Raw genomic sequence first — 16978 nt, 5'->3', positions numbered from 1 at the left:
CAGGTCATGACGATGGCACGCCTGCCCAGCGGCGCGCTATCGATGCTCAGGGGCCCCAGAATCCATCGACCCTGACAACGCCTTCAATCTAACAAGACCTAACGATGATGCTGAATCTTCCAACCTTCGATGATGTGTTAGCGGCCGCGCGCCGGATTGAAGGCTTTGCCCACCGGACTCCCGTGATGCGCTCCCAGACCGCCGACAAGGAACTGGGTGCCGCTTTATTCTTCAAGTGCGAGAACCTCCAGCGCACTGGCGCCTTCAAGTTTCGTGGTGCATTCAATGCGCTGGCGCGCTTCGATGCCGCGCAGCGCCGCCGGGGCGCTCTCGCCTTCTCCGGCGGCAACCACGCGCAGGGCATCGCACTGTCGGCGGCATTGCTGGGGATACCGTCGACGATCCTCATGCCGCACGATGCACCGGCTGCCAAGATGGCGGCAACCAAGGGCTACGGGGGCAAGGTGGTGCTCTATGATCGGTACACCGACGACCGCGAGGCAATCTGCCACAAGCTGGCGGAGGAACAGGGCCTGACGCTGATCGGGTCCTATGACCAGCCGGACGTGATTGCCGGCCAGGGAACCGCCGCCAAGGAATTGTTCGAGGAAACGGGCGAGCTCGATGCCCTCTTCGTCTGCCTGGGCGGCGGCGGCCTGCTCGCCGGCTCGGCACTGTCCGCGCGCGCACTGGCGCCGCGGTGCAAGATCTACGGCGTAGAGCCCGCCACCGGCAACGATGGCCAGCAATCGTTGCGCTCCGGCGCGATCGTGCATATCGATACGCCGAAGACCATCGCCGACGGCGCGCAGGCACAGCACCTAGGCCGTCACACATTCGAGATCATTCGCCGTGATGTCGACGATATCCTTACCGCCAGTGACGACGAGCTGGTCGATGGCATGCGCTTCTTTGCGTCACGCATGAAGCTGGTCGTGGAGCCAACCGGCTGCCTGGGCCTCGCCGCCGCACGCGGCATGAAGGCCGAACTGATGGGCAAGCGCGTGGGCATCATCGTTAGCGGCGGGAACGTGGACATCGATCGTTTCGCGGCGCTTCTTGCAGGCTGAGTTGCGTGATTCGCGCGTGTACACCCGAAACACCGGGCCCTGCGCGAAACGTCCTCGCCGCAATGGCCTATGGCGCTCGTCCGCATCATCCCGATGGTGGATCGCCGGGCGTCGGCACGGGCGCTTTTCCGCCGTCAATAGTCCTTCACGATTACCCCAACAAGGGGGGATCGTCCCCACGCAAGATGGGTGCACAATCCGGCCTGAAACAGCAACCGCAGGCCTCGAATCCCATGCTAGATGACGCGAAACCACAGATCGATCCGGCCCGCCGCGGCGAAACCGTGAAGGAGTTGGGCGCCGGTGCGCTCACGGATACGGGGATCCCTGGCGCTCTGGCCACGGTGCAGCAGATCGCGGAACGCCGGACGCGGGCCCTCGCTGATTTGCTCGAGGAAGCGATTCGGAGCGGGACGCCGCGGGTACTGCGGAGCCATCGCAGGCGGTAGCTTTCGCCCGTTCTCCCGCTCGCCGGCGTCCAGGACCGGCGCGACCGGCGCACCGGTCATGGCCGGCACCGTGATCCTCCTGGCCCCTGCCGCGGTCGTCATCGGCACCTTGATTACCTCTCGCGTAATTGGCGCGCAGCCCCCCAGCTCCCACACTGAGCTTGCCTGGACTCGCCAGGTAACCGCCACCGGAGCTGTCTCATGCCTGCCGCCGCCCTTTCACATTCCGCCCCGTCCCTGCGCCATCCCGGCGCATCAAACCCCGCTCGGCTCCATTCCACACCGCCCGGCCATGTGCTGACCCGTGACGGCGTGTCGCTGTTCGTGCGCGACTGGCACGACGGCAATCCAGCGGCGGACGTGGTGCTGTTCGCGGCCAGTTGGGCGCTGCCATCGGACGTCTGGGGCGGGCAGATGCAGGCGCTGCATGCTGCAGGCGTGCGCTGCATCGCCTACGACCGCCGGGGGCATGGCCGCTCCAGCGATCCGGGGCATGGCTATGACTTCGATACGCTGGCCGACGATCTCGCGGACGTCATCGACGCGCTCGGCCTGCGGCGCGTGACGCTGGTCGGCCATTCGATGGCTGCGGGAGAAATCGTGCGCTACCTGTCGCGCCACGGCGCGGGCCGCGTCGCCGGCATCGTGCTGGTGGGCTGCACCACGCCGTGCGTACCGCGCAGCGAGGACAACCCGGACGGCATCGATCCCACGCTGCTGGCACAAGCGGCGGCCGAGCTGGCGGACGACTTCCCGCTCTGGGTGGAGAACAATCTCGCGCCATTCGGCGGCGGCCTGTGCTCGGCGCCGCGGCTTGAGTGGGTGCGCGCCATGGCGCTGCAGACTTCGCTGCAGGCGCTGCTGGGCTGCAACCACGCCAGCACCCATGCGGATTTCCGCGCGGAACTGCCGGCCATCAAGGTGCCCGCCCTGCTGGTCCACGGCGACAACGATGCCTCCTGCCCGCTTGCGCTGACCGCCGAGCGCACGGCGGCCCTGCTGCCCGACGCCCGCCTCGCCGTCTACGCTGGCGCGCCGCACGGCCTGCCGTTCACGCATGCGCAGCGGCTGGGCGCGGACATCCTGGCGTTCGTGCGCGAACTCGGCTAACGCCCCTTGCCAAGGACTCCAGCCATGACCTCCTCGAGCCTGAACCGCGCCGAGAGCGCGCCCGTCCCGCACCACACCGCCGCATCGTCCCCGACCCCCATGGACCGCCTGGCCCTGTTGGTGATGCTAAGCGGCACCTTCATGGTGGTGATGGATTTCTTTATCGTGAATGTGGCGCTGCCGGCCATCCAGCACGAATTGCACGCCAGCGCCGGCGCGCTGCAGTTCGTGGTGGCGGGCTATGGCCTGGCCAATGCCACCGGGCTGATCACCGGCGGGCGGCTGGGCGACATGCTCGGGCGGCGCCACATGTTCATGCTGGGCCTGTTGCTGTTCGCGCTCGCCTCCGCCGCTTGCGGGCTTGCCCCGTCCGCGCCCGTTCTGGTCGCGGCACGCGTGGCGCAGGGCCTGGCGGGCGCGCTGCTCCAGCCGCAGGTGCTGGCCATGCTCTCGCTCACCTACACCGGCCCCGCGCGGGCGCGGGCCTTCGCCGCGTACGGTCTCACGCTAGGCCTGGCAGCGCTGCTCGGCCAACTGGTGGGCGGCGCGCTGATCCGTGCCGACCTGGGCGGGCTGGGCTGGCGCACTTGCTTCCTGATCAACGTGCCCGTGGCAATCATTGCGCTGCTGCTGGCGCCACGCGTGTTGCGCGCGTCGCCGCCCACCAGCGGCAGCAAGCCGGACGTGCCTGGCATGGCGCTGTTGGCAGCGGCACTCGGTGCGCTGGTGTGGCCACTGGTGGAAGGCAGGCAGCAAGGCTGGCCGCCCGCCGCCCTGCTTACGCTGGCCATGGCGCCCGTGTTGCTCGCCATGTTCGCCTGGCATCAGCGCTGGCTGCATGCGCGCGGCGGGCAGCCGCTGGTGAGCCCGGCGCTGTTCGCCGCGCCAGGCTTTGCGCGCGGCCTGGCCGTGACGGTAGCCTTCTACGCTGGTAATGCCTCGTTCTACTTCGTGCTGGCGCTCTACCYGCAAGACGGCCTTGGCCTGAGCCCGCTGCAAGGCGGCGGCGCGTTCACGATGCTGGCGCTGGGCTTCTTCGCCACCTCACTGGCCGCGCCGCGCATCGCCGCCCGCCTGGGGCGCTCGTCCATCGCCTATGGCGCCATGCTGCTGGCGGCGGGCCACTGGCTGCAACTGGCGAACACGCTGCTGCCATGGCAGGCGCAAGGCACCGGCTTGATGACCGTGACGCTGATCCTGCTGGTGGTAGAGGGCGCGGGCATCGGCATGGTGATGGCGCCGCTGGCCTCCGCCGTGCTGGCGGGAACGGCGCAACACCATGCCGGCGTGGCCGCCGGTGTGCTGGCCACGGTGCAGCAGGTGGGCAATTCGGTTGGCGTGGCGCTGGTCGGGAACCTGTTCTATGCGCGGCTGGAAAGCGCCGGCACGGCGCATGGCTACGGCAGCGCCTTTGCCTGGTGCCTGGGATGCCTGCTCGGCCTTGCGCTGCTTGTCACCCATCTTTGTCGCGGGCGGCGGCTGGCCGCGGCCCTGTAGACCCTGCAAGTCCCGCAGGCCGAAGGGGCATTCGGTGGCGTCCCCCGGCAGGATGGGGGCGCCAAGGCTGCCGCGCCAGAATCGGCTGGATTTCGCCTCTTCCGGCATCTAGAGTTACCAGCATCCTTCCCTACGCCCCGGCGCCCGGGTATCCGGGTATGCGCCGGCGGCGGCGACGAGGTGACTTATGCAGAACGGAAAAGACGTCGCCCGCGGCCCCACGCCCGCCAGCCCGTGGCAAGTGCCGGACCTGACACCGGAGCGGGTGTTGCAGCTCGGGATGGGCTTCTGGGCCTCCAAGACCCTGCTCAGCGCGGTGGAGCTTGGCGTATTCACGCAACTGGCGAAGGCGCCGCAGCCGGCCGGCCCCCTGGCCGCCGCCCTTGGCCTGCATCCACGCGGCGCGTTGGATTTCCTCGATGCGCTGGTGGCCCTGCACCTGCTCGAGCGCGAAGACACCGAGGCGCCCGGCCGGTACAGCAACACGCCCGACACGGACCTCTTCCTGGACAAGGCCAAGCCCAGCTACGTAGGCGGCCTGCTGGAGATGGCCAATGCGCGCCTGTACCCCAGTTGGGCGTCGCTGACCGATTCGCTGCGCTCCGGCCTGCCGCAAACCCAGGCCGACGAGCATGGCGACCTCTTCGCCGCGATCTATCGGGACGAACAAGGCCTGCGCGGCTTCCTGCAAGCCATGACCGGCGTCAGCCTGGCCGCCGCCCAGGCGATGGCGCGCAAATTCCCTTGGGCGCAGTGCCAGACGTTTATCGATATCGGCACGGCGCAAGGGGCCCTGCCGGTACAGATAGCGCTGGCCCACCCGCACCTGCGCGGCGGCGGCTTCGACCTGCCCGCGGTTGGCCCGGTCTTCGAGGAATATGTCGCCTCGCATGGCCTGCAGGATCGGCTGCGCTTTTATCCCGGCGACTTCTTCAACGACCCCTGCCCGCAGGCAGACGTGCTTGTCATGGGACATATCCTGCACGACTGGGATCTCGAGCAGAAGCTATACCTGCTGGAAAAATGCCACGCCGCGCTGCCCGCCGGCGGCCGCCTGATCGTCTATGACGCGATGATCGACGACGCGCGCAAACAGAATGTGTTTGGCTTGCTGATGAGCCTGAACATGCTGATCGAAACCCCGGGCGGCTTCGATTACACCGGGGCGCAGTGCTGCGCCTGGGCCAGGCAAGTAGGCTTTGCGCAAGCGCGGGTGGAACCGCTCACCGGGCCTGACTCCATGATGATTGCGACCCGCCAATGACGTAGCAACGCCAACCCGTCGGAGGGAACATGCCATGGCTGAAATGGAAAAAGAAAAAGTGGTCAGCGTGCTGAACCGGATCCTCGAAGCCGAGCTTGCAGGGGTGGTCCGCTATACCCATTACTCGCTGCTTGTGTTTGGCTTCGGCCGCATCCCGATCGTTTCCTGGCTGCGCGAGCAGGCCAACGAATCGCTGCTGCATGCCCAGCAGGCGGGGGAATGGATTACCACGCTGGGCGCGTATCCGTCGCTGGCCATCGGCAAGCTGCTCGACAGCCACACCTTCGATATCGCTGCCATGCTGCGAGAGTCGCTGGACGCGGAAAACGCTGCCCTCAAGCTGTATCGCGAGCTGCTGACGCTGGTGGAGGATCGCTCCGTGGCACTGGAGGAGTTCGCGCGCCAGATGATCCAGATCGAGGAGCTGCATGCCGGCGAGGTCGACAAGATGCTGCGCAAGCCGGGGCAGGCCGCAGCCTTCGCGCCGCAGCCAAAAGCCTGACGCGCCATCCGCGCGGCCGCCGGGCCGCGTATTCCCCACGCCGTCGCCATGGCAAACAACACGCCGTTCGGCCTGGCCGCGCACTGCCATACCGGCAGCCACGCCCGCTCCTGGCGCGTGACCGATGCGCTGGATTGCGCCATCATCGCCTGAATGCAGGCATCATCTCCACCGCGGTGGCGCCGTTTGGCCGCGAGAAGAAGCCCGGCGTTGGCTCCGAGAGCCCAAAATACGGGATCGGGGATTACCTGGAATCAATTAAATCGGAGCCGGCAGCGCCTGGCAGAAAACACAAGAACGGAGACGACATGAAAACAATCGGCATGATCGGCATCGGCATGATGGGCCATGGCATCGCCACCAACATCGTCAAGCACGGCCACCCGCTGGTGCTGCTCGACCATCCCGGCAACCAGCCGGTGGACGACCTGGTGGCCGCAGGCGCCACCACAGCCGCCACCCCGGCCGAGCTAGCGCGCGCGGTCGATATCGTGATCCTGTGCGTCACGGGCACCCCGGAGGTGGAGGACGTGCTGTTCCGCCCGGACGGCGTGCTTGCCGGCCTGCGCCAGGGCGCCGTGGTGATCGACTGCTCCACCGCCATTCCCTCGTCCACGGAGCGCATTGCCGCAGCGGTGGCCAAGGCCGGCGCACGCTTCCTTGACGCGCCCATGACGCGCACGCCCAAAGAAGCCGAGGAAGGCCGCCTCAACCTGATCGTCGGCGGCGACCGCGCCTTGTTCGAGCAATGCCGGCCACTGCTGTCGTGCTTCGCGGAGAACATCGTGCACGCCGGGCCCGCCGGCTCGGGCCACCGGCTCAAGCTGCTGCACAACTTTGTCTCACTGGGCTTCTCCGCCGTGCTGGCCGAGGCCGCCGCCTGCGCTGAGCGCTCGGACGTAGATCCGGGCGTGCTGGTGGAAGTGCTGGCCAAGGGCGGCGCAGACGGCGTGATCCTCAACCGCATGCGCCCCTACATCGAGTCGCAGGACAATTCCGGCTTCCGCTTCTCGATTGCCAACGCGCTCAAGGACATGGGCTACTACACCACGATGGCGCAGGAGCTGGGCGCCGCGCGGGCCACGGCGCAGGCGGTGCGGGATACCTACGAGCGCGCCAGCCACACCGCCCGGCCGCAGCCGACGGTGCCGGAGCTGATTTCGATCCTGGCGGACGAGGCAGGCTAGACGGCCTGATCCTCGCTCAGATCGCCCGCAGGTCGGGCAGCAGGCGATCGCACTCGCGCTTGACCACGGCATAGCACTCGCACACGCGCTGCTCCAGCCCCGGCCGGTCGAGCACTTCGATATGCCCGTGGTGATAGCGAATCAGGCCGGCATTCTGCAGTTTCAGCGCTGCCTCCGTCACGCCTGAACGCCGCACGCCAAGCATGTTGGCGATCAGCTCCTGCGTCATCTTCAATTTGTTGGTTGGCAAGCGGTCCATGCTGAGCAGCAGCCAGCGGCACAGCTGCTGTTCGATGGAGTGATGCCGGTTGCACACGGCCGTCTGCGCCATTTGCGTGATCAGCGCTTGCGTATAGCGCAGCAGCAGCCGCTGCATGGGGCCAGCGCGATTGAATTCCGCCTTCACCGTGGCGCTGTCAAGCCGATAGGCCGTGCCGGCGCTCTGGACGATGGCACGGCTTGGCGTGGTCTCGCCCCCCATGAACAGCGCAATCCCGACCATGCCCTCGTTGCCAACGATGGCGATCTCGGCCGATGCGCCATTTTCCATCACGTAGAGCAAAGATATGATCGACGTGGTTGGAAAATACACATGATTGAGCCGGTCGCCAGACTCATAGATTACCTGCCCCAGCGGCAAATCCACCAGCACCAGCTGCGGCGCCAGGCGCGCCCATTCTTCTTCCGGCAACACCGCCAACAGATGGTTGGCTCTGGCGTATTCCTGTGTCTGCTTGGGTGTGCCTCGTAGGTTCAGGACCTGCCTCTTGCCGGCATCTGCCATGGCAAATCAGGGTCAGGACCGCCATCTGGGCCACAGTGTAAACCAGCCGCATGAAGCGCTTGTCGAAGCCGCCAGACACTGGCGGGCGAGCGCTCGCCACCTGCCCGGCGCCATCAAAAGAGAACCCGACTTGCACGCTAGCGTACCGACTTGCCGCAGCCCCCCGCCTAAGATGCCCCCAGATGTCGATCGGCCAGATGCCATAGGGTGGCAGGGCCGCATCGCAGCCAAGGCATGCCTCTCCCTCCCCTTGGGGCATACGGCAACTAGTGGCGCTCGATCCACTTGGCAGGGGAAACGTTTTGGAGGGCACATGCAAGCCCAAGCTAATGGTCACAGTGTGATCGTCTATCCCGACATGATTGGTGGATGGTACTTCGCGGAAATCGACAGGAAAGCCGTCTACCGGTTCGGGCCATTCGAGTCGCACAAGCTCGTCAGGGAGTTGGTCGTGGTGTTGTTTCCGGAGATTCCGGTGCTTGAGTTGGTGGAACCGTCGCCGGAAATGGATGACAGCGCGCTGATGATCCTGGGCAATGGGGAACGGGTATCGCAAGTCACAGAAGAGCAGGGAACTGCCAGGCAGTAGACGCGGCTGCGACCGGGCAGGGGTCGTGCGGCCGACCGGCGATGGCGGCAAACGCAAGCCAACGCTGAACGTCATTCCTTTCATGCCCTCGGCCTTCGGGCCGAGGGCATTTTTTTTGCATGGTGCGCTGCGCCAGATTCCGTGTCCGCCATCGTACCGACTTCGCAGCCGATCCATGTCATTGTCAGCCTGTCGCGGCGCCACATTGCGGGCCTTCGCCATGTGGCCATTGCAACGCGACGGATCTCGAGGTGACATCATGCGCAGCGTCCTGTATTTCCGGCTTAGCGGCATCGCTGCCGCGACAAGCATGCAATCTTCGTTGCATGCGCTACCTGTTGCCCCTGTCCATATCGGCGGGCCCTGGTTCATCCAGCGCGACGACCAGCCCATGGAAGGGTTGCCCCGGGCCGCGTCCAAGCAAACAACGTATCGCCAGGAATGGGCGATAGCGGGCACCGTGATCGGCGCCATATTGGCCGTTGCCGCGACGCTGCATCTCGGCACCTCGGCGGGCACCTTTGCCAGCGTCCTGGCTTGCGTGGCGAGCGGGGCGCTCGGCGGCTTGTGCGGCGCCTGGCTCGCGGGCCAGCTTGGCGCACGCATCCTGCGCGGCAAGGTTGCCCGGGAACGCGCGCAGCTCGCGCAAGGCGAAATGCTACTGGTCGCAAGCTGCGCCGGGGACGCGAAGGATTCCGTCAAACGCATGATCCATGAACTGGGCGGCGTGAGCGTTGAGGAACACAGTGACGTCATGCCAGGTTTCCAGTGGGCATGAAGCATTGCAGATGACCACTGCCGCGCATTACGCCTGCGGCGTGGTAGTGATAGGAGCATGTCATGCGAACTCGTCTTATGATTTGCGCTGCTGCGCTCGCGCTCACCCAAACGGGGTGCTTGTGGGTACCCGGCGGCGAAGGCCGCACCGGTGGCGATGGCGGCTATCGCGGTGAAGACCGGCATGACCGCCATCCGGGCAACGAATGGAACAACGATCATCGCTCCGGCGATCGCGGACAGCCGTATGGCACGGAGCGCACCGGCGACAACCGGGAGCACGACTATTCGCCAAGAGGCGGTTGGACGCAATGACGTTGCCGGATAGCACGCGCGCAAAAATGCGGCACAGCGCGGGTGCTATCATCCAACGGCCCTAGCCTCCCCCAATCGCGCCGATGCCGCCGGACCCCGCACCAGACAAGCCCACTACCGCCAACGCGCTCCCTGATATCCACCGCCTGCGCGCCCGCTTTGTCGCCATTTCCTGGCGCGACCTGGCCGTGTCCTTCGGCCCCGTGCTGGCCCTTGCCCTGGCAGCCATCTGGCTCGCCGTATGGCTGGTGCAGCCGGCGCCGCCGAGCACCATCTCCATCAGCGCGGGCCCCAAGGGCAGTTCCTTCTACAACGCCGCCGAGAAGTACGCAAAGGTCCTCGCACGCAATGGCATCACGCTGAATGTGCTGGCCTCCGAAGGTTCCCGCCAGAACGTGCAGCGGCTGGCCGATCGCAAGCAGGACGTTGACCTGGCGCTGGTCCAGGGTGGCGTCTCCAGCGATGTGGACACCGAGGGGCTGGTCTCGCTGGGCAGCGTGTTCTACGCGCCCATCACGGTGCTGTACCGTGGCAAGGAGCAGCACAAATTGTCCGACTTCCGCAAGTCGCGCATCGCCATCGGACGCGAAGGCAGCGGTGCCCGCGCGCTGGCGCTGACACTGCTCAAGGCGAACGGCATCGAGCCGGGCGGCAGCGCCGAGCTTATCGCGTTCGATGGCGACGACGCCGCCCAGGCGCTGGTCGACGGCAAGATCGACGTGGCCATGCTGACCGGCGATTCCGCCACCGGCCCGGTCATGCGCAAGCTGTTTCGCATGCCGGGCATCCGCGTGCTGGATTTCGCGCAGGCCAGTGCTTATACGCGGCGCTTTCTCTATCTGCAGGAGCTGGTGTTGCCCGCCGGCGTATTCGACCTGGGCAAGAATCTCCCGGCGCATCCCATCCGCCTGATCGGCCCGACGGTGGAGCTGGTGGCGCGCGACTCGCTGCATCCCGCGCTGTCCGACCTGCTGATCGAGGCCGCGCGCGAGGTCCACGGCAAGGCCGGGCTGCTGCAGAGCGCCGGGCAGTTTCCCTCGGCCACTGCGCATGAGTTCCCGCTGAGCGACGACGCCACGCGCTATTACGCCTCGGGCAAGGGCTTCCTGTACCGCCACCTGCCCTTCTGGCTGGCGAGCCTGCTCTCCCGTGCGCTGGTGCTTGTGCCGGTGATCGTGATCCTGATTCCGGCCTTCCGGCTGGTGCCTTCGCTCTACAGGTGGCGGGTCAAGTCCCGCATCTATCGCTGGTACGGCATCCTGATCGAAATCGAGCGCGTGGCACTGGTGAACCCCTCCGAGGAAGAAAAGGCCGCCCTGGCCCAGCGCCTTGACCACATCGAAGACGCGGTCAACAAGATGAAGATGCCGCTCGCCTATGCCGACCAGTTCTATGTGCTGCGCGAGCATATCGTCTTTGTGCGGCGCAGGCTGACGGGCGCGCTCTGAGCTGGCGCAGCGGCGCTACTTCCCCGGCGCAACCAGGTTCACTCATGGTGGCAGCCCATGAGCGCGGGATGGCGCCTCCCTGAGCCTGCCCTGGTAGTGCGATCTGTGCGCTCGACCATACCAAGCCAAGACACCGAACCGCGGAAAACAAAATAGAATCGACGCCTGAGACCATTCAAGGATTCTCATGGCGGGAAAGACAAAGCGGTTCGGTGACCTGGCTACCGCGTTGGCGGCACGACATGCGACGGCTTTCCTTGCCGCATGGCGCAATGCCCTATCCACTGCCTGCACTGCCTGCGCGGCGCTAGCCGGCCTTTCCTATCTCCCGCCGGTTGCGGCCGCACCGCTTACGTTCGCGTCGCCCCCCCCGCCGAAATCGCCAAGGCCATGCTTGACGATGAACCCGGCACCGTGGCGCTCGGATGATTTCGCGGCGAACGCGCAGGCGCGCGCCTTGCGCCGTGCAAGGCCAGGGTCAGGCGGTCGGGCACGCGGTCATCGCGCCGGATGCGGATACAATCCGGCAGCGCCGACTTGTCAATCACGACCCGACCCCATCCATGCCTAACCCTACCCGGGCCTTCCTTCTTGGCCCGCTGCTCAAAGGCGTTTCACGCTCTTTCTATCTCACCCTGCGGGTGCTGCCCGCCGGGATGCGCGATCCGATCGGCCTGGCTTATCTGCTGGCGCGCGCCGCGGACACCATCGCGGACACCTCGCTGATTCCACCGCAGCAACGGCTGGAACTGCTGCTGTCGCTGCGTGACCAGGTCAACGGCGCCACGGACGATGGCACGCTCATGCGGCGGCTGGCGGCAGAGGTCGCCGGGCAACAAGCGCTATCGGCCGAGAAGCTTCTGCTCGAATCGCTCGGCCCGGCGCTGGCGTTGCTGTCCCAGCTGAGCGCGGCCGATCGGACGGCGGTTCGCGAGATCGTGTCGACCCTGGCTTCCGGCATGGAATTTGATCTGCGCACGTTCCCCGACGAAAGCTCAGGGCAGATTGGCGTGCTGCGCGAATGGGAAGAGCTGGACCGGTACACCTACCTGGTCGCGGGATGCGTGGGAGAGTTCTGGACCAAGATGACCTACGCCCATATGCCCGGGACGCTCAAGGCAGACTCCGAGGCGATGCTGCTGCGAGGCGTTCGCTTTGGCAAGGCGCTGCAGATGACCAATGTGCTGCGGGACTGCGCCAAGGACCTGCGGATCGGGCGTTGCTACCTGCCCGAGACGATGCTGGGCCAGTATGGACTGACGCCGCAAGACTTGCTGTTGCCAGGCAATTCGGCGCGTGCGAAACCACTTCTGTTCGCGCTGATCCGCACGACGCTGGGTCATTTCCGTGAGGCGGTGGATTACACGTTTGCCATTCCTGCGTTCTCTGCTCGATTGCGCCTCGCGTGTTTGTGGCCAGTCCTTATCGGGCTGGAGACGCTGCTTCTGCTTGCCAGCAATGACGATTGGCTGGATCCGGCGAAGGTGCCCAAGATACGGCGGAGCGAGGTGTATCGGATTGTGGGGTATTCGGCGTTGATGGCGCCGTCCAATGGCTTGCTGCGGATCTGGATTGAGCGGTTGATCGGGGGGATCGAGGCGCGGCTGGAACGTTAATGGCAAAGGCTGCCTCCCGCGTCTCCGGAGCGAACCCCTAGGCCATCGCGCGCCTTTGCACCCGCCGCGCAACGGCCCATGGACGCGATCGTGCCTGGGCCAGGCACTGCACAACGGGTTGCCAAGGCGGCAATCACTTGCTGCTGGAGTGGTCGTCGCCCCCAAGCGGATCGACAATGATCATGGTGCGGTCCAGCACCCCGCGATCGTCAAAGTAGGCGCTGAAGTGGGCCGGCTGGTAAGCGCCGATGTAGAGCCGGTACGACCATGCCTCACGCTTCATCAGCGGGTAGTACTGGACCGGCTCGCGTGGCAGGCCGAAGCGCTGGGCCACGTCCTGCTTGGTCCAGGTACCCGGGCGCGCCTCATAGATCTCCTTTTCGGTCAGCATCTGGCGGAAACTGGTGAGGTTTCCGCTAGCGTCGAAATCCGCCGCGTAGACTTCGAACCCGAGCGGCTGCTTTGAGTAGATCCAGCGGCTGGTGCCGCCGGCGAGCTGGTAGGTCTCCGTGGGCTTGCCAAAGGTGTCGCGCACGGCGCTCTGCGGGCCGCCGATCATTTTCTGCGCGGTCTCGACCGGCTGCAGGAACGCGCAGGCACACAGCGCGAGCGCAGCGGCGGTAGCCCCCATCCATCTGGCTAAGCGATATTGCATGACCATTCTCCATTGTTGGCGCGGGTGGTGTTCTCGAGCCAGGAACCCTTCCAGCATAATTCAAGCACGCGCACACGCCGCGCACGCTGCCCTTACGGTAAACGCTTCAGGCAGCGGGATTATTCCACTGGTTTCCACCAACCCGGCCGACAGTGGGACAGTGGCAAAGCTGGCCTCAACAAACGTACCCCTCGATATAGCAGAACGCCGCCGTGCCGCTTCCGTACTCGGTATCGCGCAGCGTGAATGCGCCTGACAGGCAGATGAACGCGGTCATGCAGACCAGGAGAACAAGCAGGCAAATTGCCAGAATGGACAGCTTTTGCATGGCAAACCCTTCCCTCAGAGAAGTAGCGGAGGCCGACACAATGCGTCGACTCACGGGGAAAACCGGGGCGCCAGTCGCAAAGGCGGCGCAGATGCACCCGCCGTTTCAACTGTTGTTTCACCCGCCGTTTCACCCGCCGTTTCCCCATTACGCATTTCCCATGCCCGTGCCAGCACGGTGGAAAAGCGCCCGAATGTGCTTCGGAAGGAAGCCACGCCGCTAGCGCTGTTGGGCGGCGCCACACACCGAGGTTGGCGCCGCCCGAACGATTACCGGAGCGCTCTGCTTCGCGTTCCCTACTCAGCGCGCCCTATTCCGTGCGCCCGTCCACTCGCCGCAACGCCGCCCCCACTTCCCCATAAAACTCGCGCAGCGCCGCTACCTCCAGGTCCGGCGGCAATAGTGCCGGCCAAAGCAGCGCCACGATATCCTTGGCGGTCCGCTCGATATCCACCGGCCGCTGCCTGGCGATTGCGTCCCAGAGAATGTGTTCCATCGGCCCGAAGATCGCCGAGCGCAGCAAGCTCAACGGCAGGTCAGCCCGGATCTCCCCGCTCTCCCGCGCGCGCGCCAGCATATCCATCAGCGGCGCGGTGTAGCGCCGTTGCAGCGGCACGAACACCTCGCCCAGCCCCGGCCCCCTGGCGCGGCCTTCGGAGAGCACCAGCGCGCATAGCCCGGTGCCCTGGATCAGGAACAGCCGAAGATGCGTGCGCACGAAGAACTCGAGCTGCGCCTTGGTGCTCTGGCCGCGCGGCATGCCTTCTTCCACCGCCGCGATGATCTCGTCGTACCAGTCTTCGATCACCCGCACGCAAAGCTCGCGCTTGCCGTGGAAATAGGTGAACACCGTGGCTTCGGAGATGCCCAGGCGCTGGGCGATCTCGGTGGTGGTGGTGCGCTCGTAGCCCATCTCGGCAAAGACTTCGCGGGCCACGCGCAGGATGTCGCGGATGCGTTGCTCCGCCTTGGCGCTCGCGGGGACGCGGCGCCGCACCATGATGTCGTCCATCGACGTGTTACCTCGCTTGCCGGAAGCCGGCGATTATAGTGCGGCGCAGCAAAAACGGATGCCCGGGCACGCCTTGGGGCGCTGCACGCCCCCGTCACGGGATTGTAATTGATCTTTACTCAACTCATGGTTGCAATTTTTCGGGTCTGCGTGTACTTTTCCAGTCAACGCCACTGCCCCGATGCAACATAGGACGGGACAAAGGCCAGAATATATGCGCACTCCCCGACTTGAGCCAAACTCAACAAAGTTGAATAAGCCTCAAGAAACCGGGATACGGACAATATTGCGAAAGCGCTTTGGAGACGACTATGACGATGCAGGGTGCGGCTAGCCCAACGATCTTGCCCATTGGCGGGCTCTCCCATGTCAGGGGCAGTACCGACATTCCCTTGTCCGAGCTGACGGTGCCGGCGCTGCTAGCGGAAACCGTAGCGCGTTTCCCGGATCGCGAGGCGGTGGTGTTTCGCGAGCAGGGCATCCGCTGGAGCTGGCGGGAATTTGCACAGGTGGTGGACGCCATGGCCGGGGGCTTGCGCCTGCTGGGCCTGGAGCGCGGGGACCGCATCGGCATCTGGTCGCCGAACCGGGTGGAGTGGCTGGTGACGCAGTTCGCCACCGCGCGCCTTGGGCTGGTGCTGGTGAACATCAATCCAGCTTACCGCCTGGCGGAGCTGGAATATGCGCTGAACAAGGTGGGCTGCAAGGCGATCGTGGCGGCGGAGTCGTTCAAGACGTCGCGCTACCTGGAAATGCTGCAGACGCTAGCGCCGGAATTGAAAAGCTGCGAGCCGGGCGCGCTGCAAGCAGCGCGCTTGCCCGCGCTGCGCTGGGTGATCCGCATGGGCGGCGAGCGCACGCCGGGCATGCTGAACTATGATGCGCTGCTCGCCCATGGCACGCATGCCCTCACCGGCGAGCTGGACGCGGTCACCGCGCAACTGGACCGCTACGACCCGATCAATATCCAGTTCACCAGCGGCACCACCGGCGCGCCCAAGGGCGCCACGCTGACGCACCGGAACATCGTCAATAACGCACGCTTCATCGCCATGGCGATGCGCTTCTCCGAGCAGGACAAGCTGTGCATCCCGGTGCCGTTCTATCACTGCTTCGGCATGGTGCTGGCCGTGCTGGCCTGCGTATCCACCGGCGCCTGCATGGTGTTCCCCGGTGAGGCGTTCGAGCCGGCGGCAACCATGGCGGCGGTCAGCGAGGAGCGCTGCACGGCCTTGCACGGCGTGCCGACCATGTTTATCGCCCAGCTGGATCATCCGGATTTTGCCAAGTACGACTTCTCCACGCTGCGCACCGGGATCATGGCGGGCTCGCCCTGCCCCATCGAGACGATGAAACGCGTGATCTCGCAGATGCACATGGCGGAGGTGACGATCGCCTACGGCATGACCGAGACCAGCCCGGTTTCCTTCCAGAGTTCCACCACCGATCCGCTCGACAAGCGCGTGACCACCGTGGGGCTGATCCAGCCGCATCTTGAGGTCAAGCTGGTGGACGGCACCGGCGAGATCGTGCCCGTTGGCGAAAAGGGCGAGCTGTGCACGCGCGGCTACTCGGTGATGCAAGGCTATTGGGATGACGAGCCTCGCACCCGCGAGGCGATCCGCGATGGCTGGATGCACACGGGCGACCTCGCCACCATCGACGCCGAGGGTTACTGCAACATCGTCGGCCGCGTGAAGGACATGCTGATCCGCGGCGGCGAGAACGTCTACCCCCGCGAAATCGAGGAATTCCTGTTCCGCCACCCGAAGGTGCAGGCCGTGCAGGTGTTTGGCGTGCCCGACCCCAAGTACGGCGAGGAAGTCTGCGCGTGGATCGTGCTCAAGCCGGGCGATACGGCCACCGAGGACGATATCCGCGCCTTCTGCCGCGACCAGATCGCGCACTACAAGATTCCGCGCTACATCCGCTTTGTCGACGAAATGCCCATGACCATTACCGGCAAGGTGCAGAAGTTCGTGATGCGCGAGCGCATGACGCTGGAACTGGGGCTTGGCGACAAGACCACGTGACGACCCAACCGAATCCCATCTGACATCGGGCCGCCGTCTGCCGCGGCCGTATTCCACTAGATAACGAGCACTCAACCATGAACGAACTCCCCGGCCTCAATTTCCACCTCGGCGAAGACATCGACATGTTGCGCGAAACCGTGCGCAACTGGGCGCAGGCCGAACTGGCGCCGCGCGCGGCAGAGATCGACCGCACCGACCAGTTCCCGATGGACGCCTGGAAGAAGATGGGCGACCTCGGCGTGCTCGGCATCACGGTGGCGGAGGAATACGGCGGCGCCAATATGGGCTACCTGGCCCACATGATCGCCATGGAAGAAATCAGCCGCGCCTCGGCATCGG

General features: G+C 65.6%; 18 protein-coding genes. 13 read left to right on the top strand and 5 right to left on the bottom strand.

The window, feature by feature from the left end:
* Positions 1-104: 104 nt before the first annotated feature.
* Entirely contained in the window at positions 105-1070 is a 966-nt protein-coding gene (locus tag AC1DQR_RS28260; RefSeq protein WP_477134192.1) for a threo-3-hydroxy-L-aspartate ammonia-lyase, read from the top strand.
* Between the two features lie 236 nt (positions 1071-1306).
* On the opposite strand, the gene AC1DQR_RS28255 is transcribed toward AC1DQR_RS28260, so the two are convergent.
* Positions 1307-1627 (bottom strand): hypothetical protein, encoded by a 321-nt coding sequence (locus AC1DQR_RS28255; RefSeq protein ID WP_416052162.1) that lies wholly within the window; start codon positions 1625-1627, stop codon positions 1307-1309.
* A gap of 93 nt (positions 1628-1720) precedes the next feature.
* Between AC1DQR_RS28255 and AC1DQR_RS28250 the strand changes: the two genes are divergently transcribed.
* From AC1DQR_RS28250 to AC1DQR_RS28230, 5 genes are all read left to right on the top strand, one after another.
* A complete protein-coding gene (locus tag AC1DQR_RS28250; RefSeq protein ID WP_416052161.1) occupies positions 1721-2629 on the top strand; it encodes an alpha/beta fold hydrolase in 909 nt (302 codons plus the stop codon).
* A gap of 24 nt (positions 2630-2653) precedes the next feature.
* A complete protein-coding gene (locus AC1DQR_RS28245) occupies positions 2654-4126 on the top strand; it encodes an MFS transporter (RefSeq protein ID WP_477134191.1) in 1473 nt (490 codons plus the stop codon).
* A 187-nt stretch (positions 4127-4313) separates the two neighbouring features.
* On the top strand, positions 4314-5390 hold the full coding sequence (locus AC1DQR_RS28240; RefSeq protein WP_416052159.1) for a methyltransferase: 1077 nt from the start codon (positions 4314-4316) through the stop codon (positions 5388-5390).
* Between the two features lie 34 nt (positions 5391-5424).
* A complete protein-coding gene (locus tag AC1DQR_RS28235) occupies positions 5425-5892 on the top strand; it encodes a ferritin-like domain-containing protein (RefSeq protein WP_416052158.1) in 468 nt (155 codons plus the stop codon).
* A 308-nt stretch (positions 5893-6200) separates the two neighbouring features.
* A complete protein-coding gene (locus AC1DQR_RS28230) occupies positions 6201-7079 on the top strand; it encodes an NAD(P)-dependent oxidoreductase (protein WP_416052157.1) in 879 nt (292 codons plus the stop codon).
* Between the two features lie 16 nt (positions 7080-7095).
* Here the strand turns inward: AC1DQR_RS28230 and AC1DQR_RS28225 are convergent, their stop codons facing one another.
* The gene (locus AC1DQR_RS28225) at positions 7096-7863 is read right to left on the bottom strand and encodes a Crp/Fnr family transcriptional regulator (RefSeq protein ID WP_477134190.1); all 768 of its coding nucleotides are present in this window, start codon (positions 7861-7863) and stop codon (positions 7096-7098) included.
* 313 nt (positions 7864-8176) lie between these two features.
* Between AC1DQR_RS28225 and AC1DQR_RS28220 the strand changes: the two genes are divergently transcribed.
* The 5 genes from AC1DQR_RS28220 (at position 8177) to AC1DQR_RS28200 (ending at position 12608) form a co-directional block, all read left to right on the top strand.
* Complete coding sequence (locus tag AC1DQR_RS28220; RefSeq protein WP_416052155.1) at positions 8177-8452, top strand: hypothetical protein; 276 nt, start codon at positions 8177-8179, stop codon at positions 8450-8452.
* 25 nt (positions 8453-8477) lie between these two features.
* Positions 8478-9230, top strand: a complete 753-nt coding sequence (locus AC1DQR_RS28215) for a hypothetical protein (protein WP_416052154.1) — start codon at positions 8478-8480, stop codon at positions 9228-9230.
* A gap of 62 nt (positions 9231-9292) precedes the next feature.
* Positions 9293-9544 (top strand): hypothetical protein, encoded by a 252-nt coding sequence (locus AC1DQR_RS28210; protein WP_416052153.1) that lies wholly within the window; start codon positions 9293-9295, stop codon positions 9542-9544.
* A gap of 83 nt (positions 9545-9627) precedes the next feature.
* Entirely contained in the window at positions 9628-10992 is a 1365-nt protein-coding gene (locus AC1DQR_RS28205) for a TAXI family TRAP transporter solute-binding subunit (protein ID WP_416052152.1), read from the top strand.
* 563 nt (positions 10993-11555) lie between these two features.
* Positions 11556-12608, top strand: a complete 1053-nt coding sequence (locus AC1DQR_RS28200; protein ID WP_416052151.1) for a phytoene/squalene synthase family protein — start codon at positions 11556-11558, stop codon at positions 12606-12608.
* Between the two features lie 133 nt (positions 12609-12741).
* On the opposite strand, the gene AC1DQR_RS28195 is transcribed toward AC1DQR_RS28200, so the two are convergent.
* The 3 genes from AC1DQR_RS28195 to AC1DQR_RS28185 form a co-directional block, all read right to left on the bottom strand.
* On the bottom strand, positions 12742-13263 hold the full coding sequence (locus AC1DQR_RS28195; protein ID WP_416052150.1) for a hypothetical protein: 522 nt from the start codon (positions 13261-13263) through the stop codon (positions 12742-12744).
* 175 nt (positions 13264-13438) lie between these two features.
* On the bottom strand, positions 13439-13591 hold the full coding sequence (locus AC1DQR_RS28190) for a hypothetical protein (protein WP_174424669.1): 153 nt from the start codon (positions 13589-13591) through the stop codon (positions 13439-13441).
* Between the two features lie 310 nt (positions 13592-13901).
* Positions 13902-14603: a TetR/AcrR family transcriptional regulator gene (locus tag AC1DQR_RS28185; RefSeq protein ID WP_416052149.1), complete on the bottom strand. Its 702-nt coding sequence runs from the start codon at positions 14601-14603 to the stop codon at positions 13902-13904.
* Positions 14604-14914: 311 nt separating this feature from the next.
* Here AC1DQR_RS28185 and AC1DQR_RS28180 point away from each other — a divergent pair, with 311 nt between their 5' ends.
* Both AC1DQR_RS28180 and AC1DQR_RS28175 read left to right on the top strand, forming a co-directional pair.
* Entirely contained in the window at positions 14915-16636 is a 1722-nt protein-coding gene (locus AC1DQR_RS28180) for an AMP-binding protein (protein ID WP_477134189.1), read from the top strand.
* A 77-nt stretch (positions 16637-16713) separates the two neighbouring features.
* A partial coding sequence (locus AC1DQR_RS28175; RefSeq protein WP_477134188.1) for an acyl-CoA dehydrogenase family protein occupies positions 16714-16978 on the top strand: 265 nt, incomplete at its 3' end.

The sequence above is a fragment of the Cupriavidus sp. 05L411 genome (genome assembly GCF_056398045.1).
Note: the sequence above shows the minus strand (reverse complement) of the source record. Positions and strands in the feature narration are given on the sequence as shown.